The sequence below is a fragment of the Pseudarthrobacter equi genome, assembly GCF_900105535.1.
GTDB classification, from domain to species: Bacteria; Actinomycetota; Actinomycetes; order Actinomycetales; family Micrococcaceae; genus Arthrobacter; species Arthrobacter equi.
Genome location: NZ_LT629779.1, coordinates 3,111,323 through 3,130,183 on the forward strand (window position 1 = coordinate 3,111,323; position 18,861 = coordinate 3,130,183).

The window sequence follows — 18,861 nt, forward strand, 5'->3', positions numbered from 1 at the left end:
ATGAGCACCCCGGTCAATGCTACCGTGTCGGCCTGTGCGGGCGGCTTCCAGCTGCCTGTCCCGGCCCCTGACCCTGGGCAAATGGAGGCTCCTCCGCCCCGACGATAGACTGAAGCCTGCTGTCTGACAGTTCCCTGACGCATTGGAACGGTCTATTTGGGTAAGCGAGAAGGAACTATAAGACGTGACGCACCAGAGTGACCCGCGGGTGGTGGCTGTTATCTCGGCCTTCCACCCTCCCCAGGACCTTCCCGAGAGGGTCGAAAAACTCAACCAGCAAGTCGTCCACACAGTTGTTGTAGACGACGGTTCCGACCCCCAGCAAACGAGCAGCGTGCTGAAGGGTCTGGAAGCCCTGGGATGCACCGTGCTGCGCATGCCCGAGAACGTGGGAATTGCGGCAGCACTCAACGCAGGAATCGATGAAGCGCTCAAGGCGTGGTCTCCGGATTTCCTCGTCACGCTTGACCAGGACTCCGCGCTTGATGATGGATACATCGCTGCCGCGTTGGCCACGTACGCGGAGGCAAGTGCCAACGGGGTCGACGTCGGCCTGGTCAGTGCCCAGTCGCACAACGGCCTCCACGTTCCGCTGCTGGCCAAGAGGGCACGGTTTCCCGAAGCCTTTGACCCCCTGCAGTCGGGCGCCGTCATCCCGGTATCCACGCTCAAAACAGCTGGAATGCTCGACGGCAGGTTGTTCATTGACTGCGTCGATTCTGAATTCAACCTCCGTGTCAGGTCCCACGGCCTGGCCACCCTTGTGGGCAAGGGGTGCAACATGACCCATGCCCTCGGCCAGGCACAGCCAATGATGCTTTTCGGATGGCATGTCAGCGTTTTGGGCCGAAAGCGCCACGTACATTCACATGCCGCTTTCCGGGTGTACTACATGACCCGGAACAACATCCACCTCTGGCGGCAGTACGGCGCCAGATTCCCGATCTGGCTGCTCCGCAGGCTCCGCTTCCAAGTGGAAAGTGACGTTTTCAGGATGCTGTACGGCGCCAATCGGAAGGGGCAGTACCGGGCGTTCGCCCGCGGCTTCGTGGATGGCTGGCTGGGACGGCTCGGCAAGATCGATCCGTCTTTCCAGCGGAAGATCAGCGCGTGAGCGGGGCCGGCGCTGTGCGGGTATCCGTGTGCATGGCAACGTACAACGGCCAGGAGTACGTTGCAGAACAGATTCAATCCATCCTTTCGCAGCTGTCACCGGAGGACGAGCTCATCGTCGTGGACGATGCGTCAAAGGACTCCACGCTCGACGTCGTCCGTCGCATTGAGGACCCGCGCATAGTTCTCCTGCCAAGCGCGGAAAACAAGGGTTATGTTGCCAGTTTCGAAAAGGCAGTCTCTGCCAGCAGGGGCGAGTACATCATGCTGTCGGACCAGGACGACATCTGGCTTCCCGGACGCGTCGAGAAGCTAGTGGACGCCCTGCAGACCAAGGACTTCGCCGCGAGTAATTTCACCGTGTTCGGGGGCCCGGCCAACAGATATCACAAAGTTCAGCTCAAGGAATCGGACAGCGGTAGGTGGGTGGCCAACCTGGTCACCACGTGGATAGGCATCCGCCCCTACTACGGGTGCACCATGGCATTCCGGGCGGCAGCCAAGAAACAGATCCTCCCCTTCCCGGAGTTCCTCACCGAAACCCACGATCAATGGATCGCTATCGTCGCCAACCTCAACCGGAGCATGGTCCACGTGGCAGCCCCCACCGTTGCCCGGAGGCTGCACGACGAGAATACGACCCCCAAATCCCGCCGTCCGGTCGCAGTGATCCTGCGGGCAAGGATCATGCTCCTTCGCGCCATTTTCGTGGCCCTGGTGCGGAAGCCGGGAACTCGATGACATCGCAAGGGACCCCTGCACCGCACCCATCCGGGGCGGGTACCTACGCCGGAACCTTCGGCGCGGTGGCCTTGGCCGCCTACAAGCCGGACCATCCCATGTTTGCGCGCCAACTCCTGTCAATCCAGGCACAGACCCACACGCATTTCGTCTGTCTCATCTCGGTGGACGGCGACTACCAGCAGGTTGCGGATATGGTCCGGCAGATCTGTGGCGGGGATGACCGCTTCCAGGTTCTCGGATACAGCAGCCGGCTTGGGTTCCACCACAATTTCGAGCGGGCCCTCAAAGCCGTTCCGGAAGAGGCCCGCTGGGTTGCCCTCAGCGACCAGGACGACTACTGGTATCCCGGGAAACTGGAGGCGCTTCTCCCCCGCCTTGACGGTGCCGCCCTGGTTACAGGGCAGGCACGGGTGGTGTCGCCGGAAATCTCCGCAACCGACTCGGACCCCGCAAGGGGGAGGCTCACCGATAGGAGAAATGTCGGGGCTGCGGACCTCATCGCCACTAACCAGGTCACCGGATCCCTGTGCGTATTCCGGCGCGAATTGCTTGAGACAGCTATCCCCTTCCCGTCGCTGGCAGCGCCGTCCCAATATCACGACCACTGGCTTGCGCTGTGCGCCCTCGCCTCCGGAGGCATCAGCATCCTTGACGAGGTGTTGCAGGATTACATCCAGCACGGCGGCAACGTGGTGGGCGAATCGCGGCAAAGCCTGCCCACTTCCATACGGAACACGCTCCGTTTCGTGAAGCGGTACGAAGGAAGCACCTCACCGCGGAGTATCTGCAGCATCATCTATAAGACCGGGCTCGGATGGCGGACGCTCATGGCGAGGACTCTGTTGGCACGCTCCGCGCAGGCCGGCTCCTCCACGAACCCGGAATTGCAGGATGCCCTGAACTTGTATGCACGGCCCCGGGCCTGGCGCCTGTTCAGGTCCCTGAGGGACGGGGTGCGGCGCAAGAACGTCGCTCCCATCCGCGCTGCGGAGATTTACCTCGGCGTCGTGCTCCCATGGAACCGGCACAGCGGGATCAGCAATCCACGGTAACCCAGTGTCGCTCCCAGAGCACCGGCGGTAGAGACCTGAGGCGGCGCTCCGCCACGATCTCGCTCGGGATCGTCAAACATCCACGCACGCGGCCCTGGGACGCGCAGCAAACGGCTCTAACAAGACCGGACGGAGCTGCCCCACGGCCAGCCGGCAATACCAACAGAAGGAAGCACTTAGAGCATGAAAGCTGTGTTGTTAAGATTGGCCGGCTTTACGGGGTTGCCCCTGGTGTCGATACTGACCCCGTTCCTTCTTGTTCCCATAGTGGCGCGCGTTGCCGGGGAGGGCGGCTGGTCTACCGTCGCATCCGGGCAGGCCATTGGGGCCTTTGGCGGTGCAGTCATCGCGTGGAGTTGGAACACCCTCGGCCCAGTAGAGATAGCCCAGAACCCTTCCCAGCAGCACCGTGCCGAGGTTTACCGGCAAAGCATCAGAACCAGGCTGGTCCTGTCGGCGTTGGTTTTCCCGTTTGTGTTCATACTGGCCTGGCAGTTGGCAGCCCCTGACCACCGGCTGGATGGCGCAGCGATGTCCATGACCACCGCTGTTGCTGGACTATCCCCGGCCTGGTATTGCATCGGCGCAGGAAAGCCTGCCCTTCTGGCAACGTTCGACGCGCTTCCCCGGGTGGCGGCCACAATTGTTGCCGTCCCCGTGATCTTGCTGACGACTCATATTTGGCTGTACGGAGTCATCCTGCTCGCTGCCGTTGGCGTAAGCCTGGTCATATTCCAACGCATCGTAGTCCCGGAACGGGGTAAAACCTTCACGTCCTGGGGCGGAACTTGGCGCTACTTGCGCCAACACTTCGGGCCGGCCGCCATCAGCCTGTCCGGCACAACTTACGCAGCAACCCCTGTCCCCATAGGCCAGGCCCTTGTTCCCAATACCGTTATGGCTGGATTCAGTTCCGCGGACACGGTCTACCGTTTCGGTCTCTTCTCCGTGATGGCTTTGGGCAATACGTTCCAAGGCTGGACTTTGGAGCCGCAGGAGGCCAGCCCGAAGAAGCGCCACACCGCCGCCATTGTGTCCCACCTTGCACTGGGGCTGGCGGGAGCTGCCTTCCTGGCGATCCTGGGACCGCTGGCTACAGAGATTATCCTTGGATCCGTCAACAAGGCCGGCCAAGCGACATGCGCTCTCTACGGCCTGTCATTCCTTTTCATCTCCGCCAGCACTCCGTTCATCCGTAACCTCCTGCTCCCGCAGGGCCGCCAGCGTCTCATCCTTGTTTGGACGCTGATCTCGGCCGTCATCGGAATTACCCTCATGTTTCTTGCTGCGAGCCGAGGATGGGCCGATGGCATCGCTCTGGCAATGGCCCTCAGCGAGGCCATACTTTTCCTGGGCCTGCTGGTGCCTGGGCTACGCCTGCTGAAAAAGGCGTAGCCCAGTACCAGTTTCCGTCAACGCCACGGTATGTGGCGCTGGCGGGTCCCTCGCTCAGTTGCCGCAAAGCTGGAGCTTGTAAAGCTTTGCGTCGCCTTCCGAATCTTCAAGTGTGGCCATGCCTGCGGCAATGAGGCTGTCCAGCCCCTTGTAACCGCTGTCCCGGCCGTGCACTTCACGGTGGCCGAAGTCCAGTATGTAGTCGATGTTCAGCTTTTGGACCGCAGGGCAAACCGCGGGATCGTCTTTGGACGGGGTTGGCCCGTTGAGGAGCGCTCCCGTTCCGTCAGGAACGGCGCTAAGGATGTGCAGCTGGATGAGCTTCCGGTCTGCCAGGGCATAAGCCAGGGAACTGCCGTTCCAGGGGTTCCCCACCATGACGGCGTCCTCCGGAACTTCCTCCGAAAGGCGGTCAATCAGCTCCAGCTCATCACTGGAGATCAGGGGTGAGTCAGCAGAAAGCCTGTATGAACCGGCCATGGAGTCCTGCGCCGGGCGCACGCTTCCACGCTGGGTGAGCACACCCAGCGCCAGGACGGCAATCAGGCCGGCAACCACCATGTAGGTTGCCAGCGGTACACGGGCGCCCTTTTCGAAGGGTTTGCCCCGTTCCGCTGCAGTCTTCCGCTTCGCAATCCCCGCGCTGCGGGTGACGCCCCGAAGCATGAGCTCCCAAGCGCAAACAGCACCACGAGTGGCAAGGGGAATCGTGACCAACGGCAGGAGAGCGGCAAGCCGGGGAGGATCGTTGTACCAGATTCCCGTCCAGTAGGCCCTGAAGTTGTCAGCAGGGAAAGAACTGACCACAACAAAGAGGAACGCCGCCACGGCATAGGTTCCCAACCACCACAGCTGCCGGCCGGACCTGATTACCACGAAGATGCCAACAAGGGTCAGCGCCATGACGGCCCACGCCACGGGGCGTCCAATCGCGGAGCTGGCGATGACTTCTCCTATGGCCTGGCCGCTGCTCTCAACGGGCGGCCAGAAGGCAGCCTCCGCCGGTGGCCGGACGAGGTCCCAGAGGATGCGCACAACGACGACGGCGATCACGCCCATCGCCATCAGGGCCGCCGTGGCCGTCCATCGGGTTCGCCCGCGCGCCGAAGTCCATGTCCGCACCAGGAAGCGCACATAGACGAAAACCGCAGGCGGAGTCATCAGGGCAATCCAGGCCATGGCGGCGCTGGGGTGGGCGAGGGCGACGCCCGGGAGTACTGCGAGGAGGAAGAGTGCTCCGATGATCCTGGAATGGATCGGCACCGCGGACAATCCGAGTACCTCAAGCGAGACAGCCAGAACCAGGGGCAGGAGGGCAACGGCAAGGAAATTCGGGTACAGCACCCCAAAATCCAGCAGTGAAATGGGAAAGGCGCCAAAACCGGCGGACAGGACACCGGCGGACAGGATGACCGCGGGGCGCTTTCCCCAGACAGTACGTGCGAGATACAGGCAGCCCAGGGGCCAGACAACGGCGGCTACGACAATGTTGATCACATTGACCGAGACCGGTATTCCGCCGCCGCCAACGCTGACCAGCAATGAAACAAGGTCATGCCATGCCGCGGGGTAGGAGGCCGCACCGGTCATCTCATTGAGCGTCAGGGATGAGCCTGAGCCGGTGTCGAGGATGTACCGGATCGCGTTCAGATGAAAGACATTGTCAAATGTCTGGGAAAATGACTCCGGGTGGCCGATCGCTTCCACAAGCCGGCGCGCAACCAAAAAGGCTGCCATGACAACCGCCAACACGATGGAGCCCAGGACCCAACGCCGATTGCCGCCGTCATGCGGCTGAACTGCCGTGCCTTTCTTCGCCACCACAACCGACGCCACAAAGGCGAGTCCGGCCAAAATCGCAGTGATAACAAGGACTGGCGGCAGCGACCACCGGACTCCCGCGAACGGAGCCACGATCGCAGCAATGGCCACGATTGAGACGCTGATTCCCGGTGCCAAGGCGAAGATACGGAATCCCCTCAGCCTGGCTGCCGCACCCACGGCGAGTCCCGGGACAAACAGCAATGCCGCTGCCAGGACAAACTGAGGGACTGTATCAAACCAGGACAAGAATCCTCCGAAAATTCAGTGGCACAGCGGCCAGAGCGGCACGCCGTGCCACAAAACTTTGACGATAAGGGACCATCATCCGCCCCGAAGCGAACGTCCTCGCGCAGCTAACTGTCAGGCCCGCAGAATCGAGACTGCCTCGTGGATTGGTCCGTCGAATTTCACGTTACCGTGCTCCAGGAGGATTCCCCGGTCGCAGATGCGGGAGACCAGGTCCAGGTCGTGACTCACCACCACAAGCGTCTTCCCGTCGCGGGCGAGTTCCTGGATCTTGTCGATGCACTTTCGCTGGAAAGGCTCGTCGCCCACGGCAAGGATCTCATCGATCAGGAACACTTCGGGATCAGTATGGACGGCAACGGAAAATGCGAGCCGCAAATACATTCCTGATGAGTAGAACTTGACCTCGGTATCAATGAATTGCCCGATCTCGGAAAATTCGACAATGTCGTCGAATCGGTCCTTGACCTGTTGCTCGGTCATTCCCAGGATGGCGCCGTTGAGGAAGACGTTGTCCCGGCCGGACAGGTCGGGATGGAATCCGGCCCCCACTTCGATGAGGCCCGCCACCCGCCCCCTGGTCCTTACGGTTCCCGAATCCGGCAGCATCACTCCGGAGATGTGCTTCAGCAACGTCGATTTGCCGGAACCATTGAGGCCCAACAGCGCCACGGTCTCCCCCGTTTTGACGTCGACAGAGACGTTCTTCAGCGCGTGGAACTTCTCGGACAGATCGCCTTTCCGGCCCTTGACCAACCAAACAACTGCCTCCTTGATGGAGCGCGTGTGGCGGAGGACGAACTGCTTGCTGATGTCTGAAACTTCAATTGCGTTGACCACTCACAGCTCCTGAGCGAAGCGGCCCTCGAGCCGCCGGAAGGTGAACTGACCCAAAATGACAATGGCCAAGGCGATAACCAGGCCCAGCGGTGTCCACAGGGTGAAGAGATTTGGTGGCATAGCGGTGGTGCCATCTGTGGTGGGGAACCAGAACGCGTAATGGAACAGTTCCACACCAATGGTGATGGGGTTCGCCTGGTAGATGGCAAACCACGTTGAACCGAGTTTCGCTTCCACCATCGACCACGCATACATCACCGGCGAAGCCCAGGTTGCAACCATCAGGAGCATGTCCACCAGGTTCTCCGAATCCCGGAAGTACACGTTGGCAGATCCGAAAAGCAGGCCAAGGCCGGTGGCCAGCAGGCCCACGATCACGAAACCCGCCACAGCTGCCAGGAGCTGGAACACACTCGGATGCCATCCTGCCAGCAGGCAGCCGGCCACAAGGACCACCAACTGCGGGAAAAAGTGAACCGCGGACACCCACACAGAGGCAACCGGGAAGAGCTCACGGGGCAGGTAGATCTTCTTGATCAGGTTTCCGTTGTTCACAATTGAACGGGACGCGTTTCCCAGCGCCTCGGAGAAGAAGTTGATCAGAACGATCCCCGAGAAGAGGTAGACCGCATAGTTCGGAAGACCCTCGGGGTTCCTGGCGCTGCGCTCCAGCCCCAGGAATACACCAAGGGCAACGTAGAAGACGACGAACTGAACGCCGGGTTTTACGTAGGACCACAGCAGTCCGAGAACGGACCCTCGGTAGCGGACCTTGAGTTCCTTGCGGACCAACAGCTTGAGGAGGAATCCCGACTGCCGAATGTCCCGCAGTCCACCCCCAAGCCCTGGACTTGTCAGTTCAGCCGGAGAAGATGCACTCACTTGATTTCGTTCTGCGTGTGTTGCTCGAACGTCTTCCTCCACGACTCCATCGACGTCAGGTCCGCGACAGCTGCCTTGTACTTCCTGCTGAGCGCGGGCCATTCCTTGAGCAGCGCGGTATGCAGGCGCGCACTCTCCGCCAGCATCTTCCTCAGTTGCTTGGGGTCCCGCTGGTACCAGGACGCACCGGTCCCCTCGGCGTTCGAGACAACTGCACTGTCGTACTGCGCCATGCGCCACCACCGGTTGTCCTGGTGGGCAATGGTCGTTTGCGGGCGTTCAGTGCTGGTTCCCTTCACCGGGCTCGCCAGCTGGCGGACGACGGTTTTTGCTGCCCAGGGAAGCAGGGAAATCTTTGACGGCTGGGCCGGCCCGTGTCCTCGGCGCGGCGGCTTGTCCATCTTGGCCGCCGGGAAGTCTTCAGGATTCGGTTTGAAGACGGCGTCGGGGTGCGCAGACATCATTTCGCGGATCTGGGGCAGCTTGGCCGGCAGAAGGTCAGGCAGGGCTTCGGGCCCCTTCAGGACGTCTTCGAGCGCCCACTGGCGGCCCTGCGCGGTGGCGTACTGCATGGAAACAAGGTGTTTGACATCGGCATACTGCGATTCCTTGATCACGCGCCCGCCGAACTCGTAAGGGCTGTGGAGCAGCGCGGCCACTACGCGGTTCCGGGCGTGGAAGTACGCCTGCCAACCGACGAGGTCGTCCTTGTCGATCCAGGAGACATGCCACACGGCCGATCCCGGAAGAGAGACAGTGGAGTAACCGTGGGCCTTCGCACGCAGCCCGTACTCCGAGTCGTCCCATTTGATGAACAAAGGAAGGGAGAGCCCGATTTCCCGGATTACCTGCGTGGGTATCAGGCACATCCACCACCCGTTGTAGTCAACATCGCAGCGGCGGTGCAGCCAGGACGTCTGACGAAGGTTGGAGGACTGGAAGTCGTGACCCAGGATCATTTCGTCGCTGGGCAGGGACGGCTGGAAGCGGTAGGGGTTAACCACCTCTCCAAAGGTGTGCAGCACCGTCCGGTTGTAGAGGTCGAACATGTGCCCGCCCACCAGCGTTGGCGTCTTGCAGCGATCCGCGAAGGTCAGCAGCCGGATGATGCTTTCCGGCTCCACGACGACGTCGTCGTCCATGAGCAGTGCATAGTCGCTGCCGTTTTCAACGGCCTCAAACATGCCACGGGCGAATCCGCCCGACCCGCCGAGGTTGGACTGGTTAATGATGCGCAACTTGCCGTTGAGCATCTTTTTGATGTCCTCAAAGCCATCCGCATCGGCGAGCTTCTGCGTCCCCTGGTCCACAATCAGGATTTCCTGTACGTGGTCGAGAGCCTCTTTGCTTTCGGCCAGGAGCCGAAGATTATTGAGGCAGAAGTCGGTCTTGTTCAGGGTGGTGATCTGGAGGGTCACAGAGCCGGGGCTGCTCTCAACGGCAGGGCCCTGCCATTCCGCATCGAGCATCACCAGTGGCTCGGTTCCGGCCAACAGGTCGAACCAATACCAACCGCCGTCACCGAAAGGTGCCAGCGACAGCTCGAAGAAGTTCTCGGCAGTACCCTCAACGCGGCGCGTGTCTACGCGCTGCAGGGAGCCGCGGGCGTTCGACTTGTACACGATGACAGAACCAGCACCCTGCGTGCGGACCTGCAGCCGGACCTTGTCCACGGTGGTCCAGCGCCGCCAGTAGCTTGCAGGAAAGGCATTGAAGTAGCTGCCGAAGGACACCCGTTCGCCAGACCGTACGGAAGTCGAGTGCCGCGAGAGGAAATCCTCCACGTGGGCTTCCTTGGTGGGGCTGCTGATAGTCCGGGCCTTGGGGGTTTTCCCGTCCCTGTCGCCGGCTGTCGGCAACTGGATCCCTGTGGCAGTGCCCATGTCCATGTAGAGGGGAACAGTATCCATCTGGCTGGCGCTGGGGAGGATGACGCGCTGCAGCGTCTGCCACTGCTGGCCGGTTTCCACCGCTCCGCCCTCGGCCTTGTTCTGGTTCTTGGTATCGGTGGGGACGCTCATGCGTCGACTCCTCCGCTTTCGATGTCGGCTCCCGCCTCGAAGTGAGGACGGATCTTGTTGTCGAACATGGTCAGGGCAGAACCGATGGCCATGTGCATGTCAAGGTACTTGTAGGTGCCCAGGCGGCCACCGAAGAGGACGTCCTTCTCACCGGCCGCAAGATCGCGGTACTTGAGCAGCCGGTCGCGGTCTGCCGATGTGTTGATCGGGTAGTAGGGCTCGTCGCCCTTCTCCGCAAAGCGCGAGAACTCGCGCATGATGATGGTCTTTTCCGTCTGGTATTCCCGCTCGGGGTGGAAGTGCCGGGGTTCGATAACGCGGGTGTAAGCCACGTCTTCGTCGTTGTAGTTGACCACGGACGTACCCTGGAAGTCGCCGACATCGAGGACTTCCTCTTCGAAATCAATCGTGCGCCAGGAGAGGTCACCCTCGGCGTAATCGAAGTAGCGGTCAACGGGACCCGTGTATACGACCGGAATATTGCCGACAACCTTGTTCTTGCTGTATTCGTGCGACTCGTCAAAGAAGTCAGTGTTCAGGCGGACCTCGATGTTCGGGTGCTCCGCCATCTTTTCGATCCAGGCCGTGTAGCCATTGGTGGGCAGGCCCTCGTACTTGTCGTTGAAGTACCGGTTGTCGTAGTTGTAGCGGACCGGCAGCCGCGAGATGATCCCGGCGGGAAGGTCCTTCGGGTCCGTCTGCCACTGCTTGCCCGTGTAGTGCTTGATGAAAGCTTCGTACAGGGGACGCCCGATCAGCTGGATTCCCTTGTCGTTAAGGTTCTGCGGGTCGGTGCCTGCAAGCTCTCCGGCCTGCTCCTGGATCAGGTCCTTGGCCTGGCCCGGAGTGAGGTTTGCCCGGAAGAACTGGTTGATGGTGGCGAGGTTGATGGGGAGGGAGTAAACCTCACCCTTGTGAACGCCGTAAACCTTATGCACGTAGTTGGTGAAGCTGGTGAACCGGTTGACGTACTCCCACACGCGTTCGTTTGAGGTGTGGAACAGGTGGGCACCGTAGCGGTGCACCTCGATACCTGTCTGCTCTTCCTTTTCGCTGTAGGCGTTTCCGCCGATGTGGTGGCGACGGTCGAGGACAACGACCTTCAAGCCGAGCTCAGTGGCGGCCTGTTCTGCGATTGTCAGGCCAAAAAAGCCGGACCCTACGATGACGAGGTCAGCGGTCACAAAATCTCCTGGTTCGAATGCGGGCAGCGCAATGTTGAGCATTGTCTGCTGCTCTAGCCTACCCGAGTGACTGCGGCGCCAGTCGAATCGCCTCCCTTACCGGCTCGGCCAGGGATGCGGGTCATACCTCGCGCAGCTCCCCGTCTGTTTCCACATAATTGGCCCCGGTCTGCGGACAGACCCAAAAGGTTCCCTCCTGCTTTAACGGGTGCCCGGCACGGCCAACCCATCCAACGCGGCGGGCAGGCACCCCCGCGACAAGGGCGAAGTCCGGCACATCCTTGGTGACGACGGCGCCCGCAGCAACGGTGGCCCAAGCACCGATCGTTACGGGCGCAATGCACACGGCCCGCGCTCCAATGGCGGCACCTTCCCGGATGGTTACCCCTACCTTGTCCCAGTCCCCCTCCGCCTTCAGGCCCCCGTCGGGCGTGACCGCCCGGGGGAAGACGTCATTGGTGAGTACAACGGCGGGTCCGATGAAGACGCCCGGGGCAAGGACGGCGGGCTCATAGACAAGGGCGTAGTTCTGCACCTTGCAGTTGTCCCCCAGGACCACTCCCGGACCTATATAGGCCCCGCGTCCAATCACACAGTTACTCCCCAGCCGCGCCGATTCCCGGATCTGGGCAAGGTGCCACACTTTCGAACCGGACCCGATGACGGAATCGGGGGAAACATCGGCACTGGCAGCAATGGTGCTCACAGGTCTCCTTCGTGGCCGCAGGACCGCCGGTGGAGGTCCGTGTGGGCGATCCTAGCCCAGCGAAGGATCAGCAAGGCAGTACCTGCGGAACAATTCGAGGTTTTCCACATAGCCCCGGTACGGGCCTGCCCGTTCGGAGCCCGGCCCTTAGCTTGGAAACAACGTTCAAAGGAATCCACCACATGACACTCCACTGCACGTTGGTAAGAGCAGCCGGCCCTGGTTCGGGCAACGAGCCCCTGGAGCTGACCATCGAGGCTCCCGCCGGAACGGCCGGGACGGAAATCCACCACCTTCTTGCCCGCAAGTTCGGCACAGGGGAGGTTACCGTCCGGGGAATACGCCTGGGCTCGCTCAACGTTGGCACGGCTCCCCTAGTCGCCGGCGCGGTACTCGTCGATGCCGGAGATGCCAGGCCGCCGCTCCGGAAGCAGCTGCCCCGGATTGCAGACGAGGCGGAAGCTGGACTGGCGTTGGCTGTCCACAGCGGCTCGGGAGCCGGCACCGTTGTAGCCCTCGCCCGCGGGACCTTCACGATTGGCAGGAGCGGCGCACGGATATCCATTGACGACGCCGAAATGTCGCGGGAGCACGCAAAACTGACCGTCACGGACACGGGCATCTTCATCGAAGACCTGGACAGCTCCAACGGAACATGGGTGGATGGCCGGAGAGTCCGGAATGCGGCGGTGTCCACGGCATCCGACATCCGGTGCGGAACGTCGGCCATGTCCCTGATCTTCACGGACGGCCCGCCGGCGCCCCTGGCGGACGCGGGCGCTTCGGTGGCGGACCCCATCCCCGTTACCGCCGGCACTGATCATGGAAACCGCGCAGTCCTCGTACTGACCGCAACGCTCCCCCTGGCCATCGGGGTCGGGTTGGCCGTCTTTACGGGAATGTGGATGTTCCTGGCGTTCGCCGGCGCCTCAGCCGTCTCGATGCTGATTCCGCTGCTAACAGGGCGAAGGCAACGGCGGGAAACCGCAGCCGCAGTCGCTGGTGCTGTCCAGGAAGACAGACAACGACGACGGCGGGCCGGGCCATCCCTGGCCACACTCGCCTTGAGTACGCCGCGCCTTGGATCCAACGGAACAGGCGCCGGCGAAGGGAGGATCTGGCTTCGACTCGGCCTCGGCGTCCAGCCCGCGAATATCAGCGTCCAGCATGCCCGCGCCGTCCGGGACCTGCCGTCCGCGGGTGCAGTGCCACTCCTCCTCGACCCGTCCCGGCCGGAAACAGTGTTTCAAGGAGCACGCCCGGCGCTGGATGCCATGATTAGGGCGCTGGTCATGCAACTGGCCGGTTATCCCAGGGGCCGTGAGACCAGGGTGGTCATCCACGGCCGGCCCGAAGTCCTGCCCCTCGCTGCAAGGTTCCTTCCGCGAGTCGTCCTGACGGCAACCGGGGAGTCATGCCGACGGCATCTGTCGGAGAAGTTATTAGGGGGTTGCCCGCATGGAGTCCTCATTCTGGCCGGCCCGTCCGATTGCCGGGAAACGGACAACACCCTTGCCGCGACTGGCGTCCAGCTCGGATGGCAGGTGCTCAGGTTCACCACCCCGGCAGAGCCAGCCAGTACCGCGGATGTGGAACTGTCCGAACCGGAATCGTCCCTCCTTTGCCCGGAAACCCACACGAAATTCGTTTCCGATCTGGCCCCTGCGAAGGTCTTTGACGCGTTCTGCCGAAACCTTGCAGCCGGAGCGGATGGCAGGGCGCGGGAAGACTGCATCCCGGATACGTGCGCCCTCGCGGACGTCATGCCCTTATCGGCGGACGCAACGGCTGCCCGGTGGGAGAAGGGTGCGCAGACCACCGGGCTGGCAGTTCCGTTGGGGCTCAGCGCCGGAGGCGTCAGGTCCTGGGACCTTGACGGAGACGGGCCTCATCTCCTGGTGGCGGGGACCACCGGTTCGGGGAAGTCGGAGTTGCTGCGAACCCTCGTTATTGCGCTGGCACTAAATCATCCGCCAGAACTGGTGAACTTCCTGTTCGTCGACTTCAAGGGTGGCTCCGGACTCGGGCCGCTGGCCGACCTCGTGCACTGTGTCGGGCTGCTGACTGACTTGTCCGCCAGTGAGCTTGACCGCACGCTTGCCTCACTGCGGGCTGAGATCCGGCTCCGTGAGGAGGCCCTCGCCGCGGCCAACGTGCCGGATCTGGCCTCCTACCAATCCACGCAGGATGCGGCCGGCCCTGCGCTCCCCCATCTGGTCATCATCATTGATGAGTTCAGGATGCTCGTGGATGACGCCCCGGACGTCCTGCGGGAGCTGATGCGCATTGCCGCCATCGGACGGTCCCTGGGCATCCATCTGGTGATGGCCACGCAGCGGCCGCAGGGAGCACTGACAGCCGATATCAGGGCCAACGTGACATCCAGCATTGCCCTGCGGGTCCAGTCCGACATGGAATCCCATGACATTATCGGCACCAAAGCTGCGGCGGGCATCGGAGTGGACTGCCCAGGACGCGCATTCCTTGCACGGGGAACGGAGCCTGCCCAGGAATTCCAAGCGGCAACACTGAACCTTTCCGGCAGTGAAACCCGGAACGATGCCCTTCACGTTCAGCGCACCTTCGACTTCCTGAGGGCGGAAGAAGGAGCTGCTCCCGGATGCCAAACGCCAACCCCAGCGCAGGCCGCGCGGCCCTATGTTGAAATGGTCCGCAGGCTTTGGACATCACGGGGCCGGTCCCTGCCCCGGCACCCAGTAGCGCCTCCCCTCCCGCATGATCTCCGAGACCCTGTTTCGGCACCGGCGCAGGCAAGCGGCCAGCCGCCAACCGGATCGCGGCCGGATTGGTCTGTTGAGCTGGGCGCCCTCGACCTGCCCCATGCCCAATGCGTCCTTCCCCTGACCTGGGAACCATCCCGGCACGGCCACCTGGCACTTGTTGGCTCTGCCTCCTCCGGCGCCGTTGAAGCCCTGGACCTCGCAGTCCGTCGCCTTCTGGCGCACCCGCGTGAGTCACACTGCTACTTCCTCGACGCCCCTGGCGGACTCCAGCATGCCGCCGGCCATAGAAGGACGGGTGCCCATGCCGGAATCCACGAACTCCGCCGCGCGGTCCGGATATTGGAGCGGCTGGCCCTCGAGCTTGGGCACCGCCTCAGCCGCCCTGATGAAGGGGCTACTCCGTTGGTGCTGGTCATCTCCGGATGGGGATCGTGGATGTCTGCCTTCAGGTCCGGACCGCTTGCGTGGGCTGAGGACGTGGTACAGGACCTGGTCCGGGACGGTCAGCGCGCCGGGATAACTGTCGCGATATCCGGGGAACGGGAACTGGCCACCGCCCGCTTTGGCGGTTCCCTGCCCAACCGGCTGTACTTCCCCGCAGCCTCCAACGAGGACAGCAGGCTCGCGTGGCCCAGGATGCCTTCCACGGAAAAGGTAAAAGGGCGGGCGGTGGCCTTCGGACCAGTCGCCGGAAGCGAGCCCGCGGTCTGCCAGGTCTACGACCTCGCCATAGCGGACCAGTGGCAACGGGACCCGGACATGGAGCTGAACTCCACGCCTGAAGTCCCGCCCTTCCGGATTGAGTCATTGCCCCCGCTTATCTCAGCGACGGACGTTCAGGAGTCTGCGGCGAGCCCGTTCTCATCCGTGGCCGCCGCCCGGTCCACCCCGCCCGGACTTCTGATCGGCGTGGGTGGGGACGAACTCTCCCCGGTCCGCCTGAACTTACCCGCCGGCGGCGTTTTCACCATCCTTGGCCGCCCCGGCGGTGGTAAAACCAACAGCCTCCGCGCGCTGAGGATCCTGAACCCGGAAGCCTGCTGGGTGCATCCGCCGGACACCGTAGAGCCGGACAGGTTTTGGACATCACTGCGCTTGGACCCCGCGTCCCGGGCCGCGGCCGGGCGCCGGATCCTCATCGCCGACGACGCCGACCAACTGTCTGCCGACGCCCTGACCGCACTGGCGGAACTCCAGTCACGGGGCCATAACGTCCTGTTGACAGCAAACTACAATCCCCTGCTGCTGCAACGCCTCCCCCTTGTTATGGCGTCCAGGGCTCACGGCACCGGAATGCTGCTCGCGCCGCGCTCCATGGCGGACGGGGACCTCTTCGGCGTCCGCTTCGAAGCGGAGCCCACTGCTCCGCCGGGCAGGGCAGTGCTGATTTCCGGAGGAGGGTCGGCCGCCCTCCAGGTCGCGTGGGCGCCGCCGGGAGGGGTCGCCGGAGGCCGCAAGGCGGGCTAAAGGCCGGCGGCGCTCCTCCGGTCCGGGAAGCGTAGGCGGGCTATAAGGCCGGCGGCGCTCCTCCGGTCCGGGAAGCGTAGGCGATAACGCTGCTATGGAACAGGAGCACAAGGGCTGCCACCGCAGGAACGACCATCGCCAATCCAGCCAGGATCAGTCCGCTGGTCAGGGTGGGGAAACCGATCGTCAGAACGAACAGTTGGGCTACCAGGGCCGCCGCACGGGTCCACCGGAACCCGCGGTACAGGAAATGACCGACCGCGAACAACCACGCCGAAAAGGCGAGCAAAAGCCCGAGGGTAAACACCGCACCCCAGAACGACAGGACAGGGCTCCCCGATACCAACTCGAATGCGTACCAGGCAGCTGCCGCCAGGAGGGCCGTCGCCTCAACCGCAACCACCACGGCAATAAGGACAGCGGCGCGGGGAGGCCGCACTTTCACTGATGGAACGGCACCGTCCTGGCCAGGGTGGGTTCCCCCCGGAGGAGGCGAGGAATCTGCGGGGTTGGAAGGGGGTCTTGACACACTGGCACCCTACCCGACATAGTCGGAGACTGGTGAGGGCCAGTGCCAGCAGTGTGATGTATCGCTCAGCATTCCCGGGATATCAAGCGTTATTACCCCTTGTTTACACAGCGTTAACATGACAGGCTTGATGGAGATGACCAAGGGGGCCCCGCCGGGCCCTTTTCCTTTGTAGCTACTAGTGAATAATTTCACAAAGGGCGATTCCCAGAAATGGAGCAACTAATCAGCATGGATTGGCGTAACCGCGCAGCGTGCCTCGAAAAGGACCCGGAACTCTTCTTCCCCGTCGGGAACACAGGGCCGGCTCTCCTGCAGATTGAGGAAGCCAAAAGTGTCTGCCGCCGGTGCCCGGTAGTCGATACCTGCCTCCAGTGGGCACTTGAGTCCGGCCAGGATGCCGGCGTTTGGGGCGGCATGAGCGAAGACGAGCGCCGCGCCCTTAAGCGCCGGGCAGCCCGGGCACGCCGCGCTTCATAAGCGGCAGCCCCCCCGACATACAGCGGAAGGATATCCGCCAAGTAGAAAGAGCCCCGGCAGCAACCGATCAGGTTGCCGCCGGGGCTCTCTCCATTCAATGCCAGGGGACGCCGCCGGACAGCAGGCGGCGTCCGGCTACCTGCCCAAGAGGCTGAGGCGGATGCGGACCGCTGTGCCGCCGCCTTCGCGGGGCAGCCACTGGATGGTTCCGCCAAGCTCGCTGGTCACCAGGGTCCGCACGATCTGAAGGCCAAGACCCTCGACGTGCGGAGTATCCGGTAGTCCCACGCCATCATCGGCGATGGTCACGGTGAGCTCTTCGTCGTCACCATCTTCGCCCTCGGCACGGTCGGCAATGAGCCACACAGTCCCTGCCCGCCCCTCAAGGCCATGTTCCACAGCATTGGTGACCAATTCGTTGATCACCAGCGCGAGCGGGGTGGCCAGATCGCTGGGAAGCTCGCCAAAGGTACCCGAACGCTCCGTCTTCACCTGCTGGGACGGCGAGGCGACCTCCGCGGACAGCCTGAACTGCCGTCCGATCAGCTCATCGAAATCGACGCTCTGGGTCAGGCCCTGGGACAAGGTTTCGTGGACCAGGGCGATCGTCGCAACCCGGCGCATCGCCTGCTCCAGGCCCTGTTTGGCTTCCTCGCTGACCATCCGGCGCGACTGCATCCGCAGCAGGGCGGCAACGGTTTGCAGGTTGTTCTTCACCCGGTGGTGGATCTCGCGGATGGTGGCGTCCTTGGTGACCAGCTCCATTTCCCGCCGCCTGAGCTCCGACACATCGCGGCACAGCACCAGGGCTCCGAACCGTTGCTGTTCGTCGCGAAGGGGAATCGCCCGAAGGGACAGGCTGACGCCGCGGGACTCGATTTCACTGCGCCACGGCATCCGGCCGGTAACAACCAGGGGCAAGGTTTCATCGACCATCCGGCGGTCCTTGAGGAGGCTGGCGGTTACTTCCGCCAAGGAACGGCCCTCCAGCGATTCACCATCACCCAGCCGGCGGAAGGCAGAAACGCCGTTGGGGCTGGCGTACTGCACCACACCGTCGGCGTCGAGCCTGATCAATCCGTCCCCTACCCGCGGTGCGCCGCGGCGCGACCCCGTTGGTGAAGCGAAGTCGGGCCACAGGCCAAGCGTCCCCATCCTTAACAGGTCATAGGCGCACTGACGGTACGTCAGCTCTAGCCGGGACGGCATCCGTGAGCTGGACAGGTCCATGTGGGTAGTGACAACGGCCAGGGTCCGTCCATTCCGAACCATGGGAACAGCCTCGACCCGCAGGGCCATGTCGCTGCTCCAGTTTGTCTCGCTGGAGCGCTCGATGGCCCTGCTGTTCCAGGCCTTGTCCACCAGGGGCCGAAGGTCGGAGCGGATGCCTTCGCCGACGAAGTCCCCGTGAAACACGGTGTGCGTTGTGGACGGCCGGACGTGCGCCAGCGCCACATACCCGTATTCGGGATGCGGGAACCACAGTGCGAGGTCGGCGAAGGCCAGGTCAGCAACCATCTGCCAGTCCCCCACCAGCAGGTGAAGCCATTCGGCATCACCTGGGCCAAAATCGGCGTGTTCCCTGATGGGGTCGGTAAAGATTGCCACTGCACCTCCAGTTGCGACGCCTGATT

At 62.9% G+C, this 18,861-nt stretch carries 14 protein-coding genes; 6 read left to right on the forward strand and 8 right to left on the reverse strand.

Going from position 1 to position 18,861, the window contains the following annotated elements; all coding sequences use genetic code 11:
* Positions 1-184: 184 nt before the first annotated feature.
* From BLT71_RS14100 to BLT71_RS14115, 4 genes are all read left to right on the forward strand, one after another.
* On the forward strand, positions 185-1,114 hold the full coding sequence (locus tag BLT71_RS14100) for a glycosyltransferase (RefSeq protein ID WP_091721414.1): 930 nt from the start codon (positions 185-187) through the stop codon (positions 1,112-1,114).
* A 32-nt stretch (positions 1,115-1,146) separates the two neighbouring features.
* Positions 1,147-1,854: a glycosyltransferase gene (locus BLT71_RS14105; protein ID WP_091724036.1), complete on the forward strand. Its 708-nt coding sequence runs from the start codon at positions 1,147-1,149 to the stop codon at positions 1,852-1,854.
* On the forward strand, positions 1,851-2,909 hold the full coding sequence (locus tag BLT71_RS14110) for a glycosyltransferase (protein ID WP_091721416.1): 1,059 nt from the start codon (positions 1,851-1,853) through the stop codon (positions 2,907-2,909). The genes BLT71_RS14105 and BLT71_RS14110 overlap by 4 nt, the downstream gene beginning before the upstream one ends.
* Before the next feature lie 183 nt (positions 2,910-3,092).
* Positions 3,093-4,304, forward strand: a complete 1,212-nt coding sequence (locus BLT71_RS14115; protein ID WP_091721419.1) for a lipopolysaccharide biosynthesis protein — start codon at positions 3,093-3,095, stop codon at positions 4,302-4,304.
* Between the two features lie 54 nt (positions 4,305-4,358).
* Here the strand turns inward: BLT71_RS14115 and BLT71_RS14120 are convergent, their stop codons facing one another.
* The 6 genes from BLT71_RS14120 to BLT71_RS14145 form a co-directional block, all read right to left on the reverse strand.
* Entirely contained in the window at positions 4,359-6,374 is a 2,016-nt protein-coding gene (locus tag BLT71_RS14120; protein WP_091721421.1) for a DUF6541 family protein, read from the reverse strand.
* Positions 6,375-6,488: 114 nt separating this feature from the next.
* Positions 6,489-7,214 carry an ABC transporter ATP-binding protein gene (locus tag BLT71_RS14125; RefSeq protein WP_045729775.1) on the reverse strand — a complete coding sequence of 242 codons (726 nt, stop codon included), beginning with the start codon at positions 7,212-7,214 and terminating at the stop codon, positions 6,489-6,491.
* The gene (locus tag BLT71_RS14130) at positions 7,215-8,096 is read right to left on the reverse strand and encodes an ABC transporter permease (protein WP_056085018.1); all 882 of its coding nucleotides are present in this window, start codon (positions 8,094-8,096) and stop codon (positions 7,215-7,217) included. It lies immediately after the preceding gene.
* Positions 8,093-10,117 (reverse strand): glycosyltransferase, encoded by a 2,025-nt coding sequence (locus tag BLT71_RS14135; protein WP_091721424.1) that lies wholly within the window; start codon positions 10,115-10,117, stop codon positions 8,093-8,095. The genes BLT71_RS14130 and BLT71_RS14135 overlap by 4 nt, the downstream gene beginning before the upstream one ends.
* On the reverse strand, positions 10,114-11,301 hold the full coding sequence (glf, locus tag BLT71_RS14140; protein ID WP_091724038.1) for a UDP-galactopyranose mutase: 1,188 nt from the start codon (positions 11,299-11,301) through the stop codon (positions 10,114-10,116). The genes BLT71_RS14135 and glf overlap by 4 nt, the downstream gene beginning before the upstream one ends.
* 121 nt (positions 11,302-11,422) lie before the next feature.
* Positions 11,423-12,007, reverse strand: a complete 585-nt coding sequence (locus BLT71_RS14145; protein ID WP_091721426.1) for an acyltransferase — start codon at positions 12,005-12,007, stop codon at positions 11,423-11,425.
* A 182-nt stretch (positions 12,008-12,189) separates the two neighbouring features.
* Between BLT71_RS14145 and BLT71_RS14150 the strand changes: the two genes are divergently transcribed.
* The gene (locus BLT71_RS14150) at positions 12,190-16,218 is read left to right on the forward strand and encodes an FtsK/SpoIIIE domain-containing protein (protein WP_091721428.1); all 4,029 of its coding nucleotides are present in this window, start codon (positions 12,190-12,192) and stop codon (positions 16,216-16,218) included.
* Positions 16,219-16,258: 40 nt separating this feature from the next.
* On the opposite strand, the gene BLT71_RS14155 is transcribed toward BLT71_RS14150, so the two are convergent.
* Complete coding sequence (locus tag BLT71_RS14155; protein WP_091724039.1) at positions 16,259-16,657, reverse strand: hypothetical protein; 399 nt, start codon at positions 16,655-16,657, stop codon at positions 16,259-16,261.
* A gap of 321 nt (positions 16,658-16,978) precedes the next feature.
* On the opposite strand from BLT71_RS14155, the gene BLT71_RS14160 reads away from it, so the two are divergent.
* Entirely contained in the window at positions 16,979-17,227 is a 249-nt protein-coding gene (locus tag BLT71_RS14160; protein WP_015937605.1) for a WhiB family transcriptional regulator, read from the forward strand.
* Between the two features lie 135 nt (positions 17,228-17,362).
* Here the strand turns inward: BLT71_RS14160 and BLT71_RS14165 are convergent, their stop codons facing one another.
* Positions 17,363-18,835 carry a sensor histidine kinase gene (locus tag BLT71_RS14165; protein ID WP_091721433.1) on the reverse strand — a complete coding sequence of 491 codons (1,473 nt, stop codon included), beginning with the start codon at positions 18,833-18,835 and terminating at the stop codon, positions 17,363-17,365.
* Between the last annotated feature and the right edge of the window lie 26 nt (positions 18,836-18,861).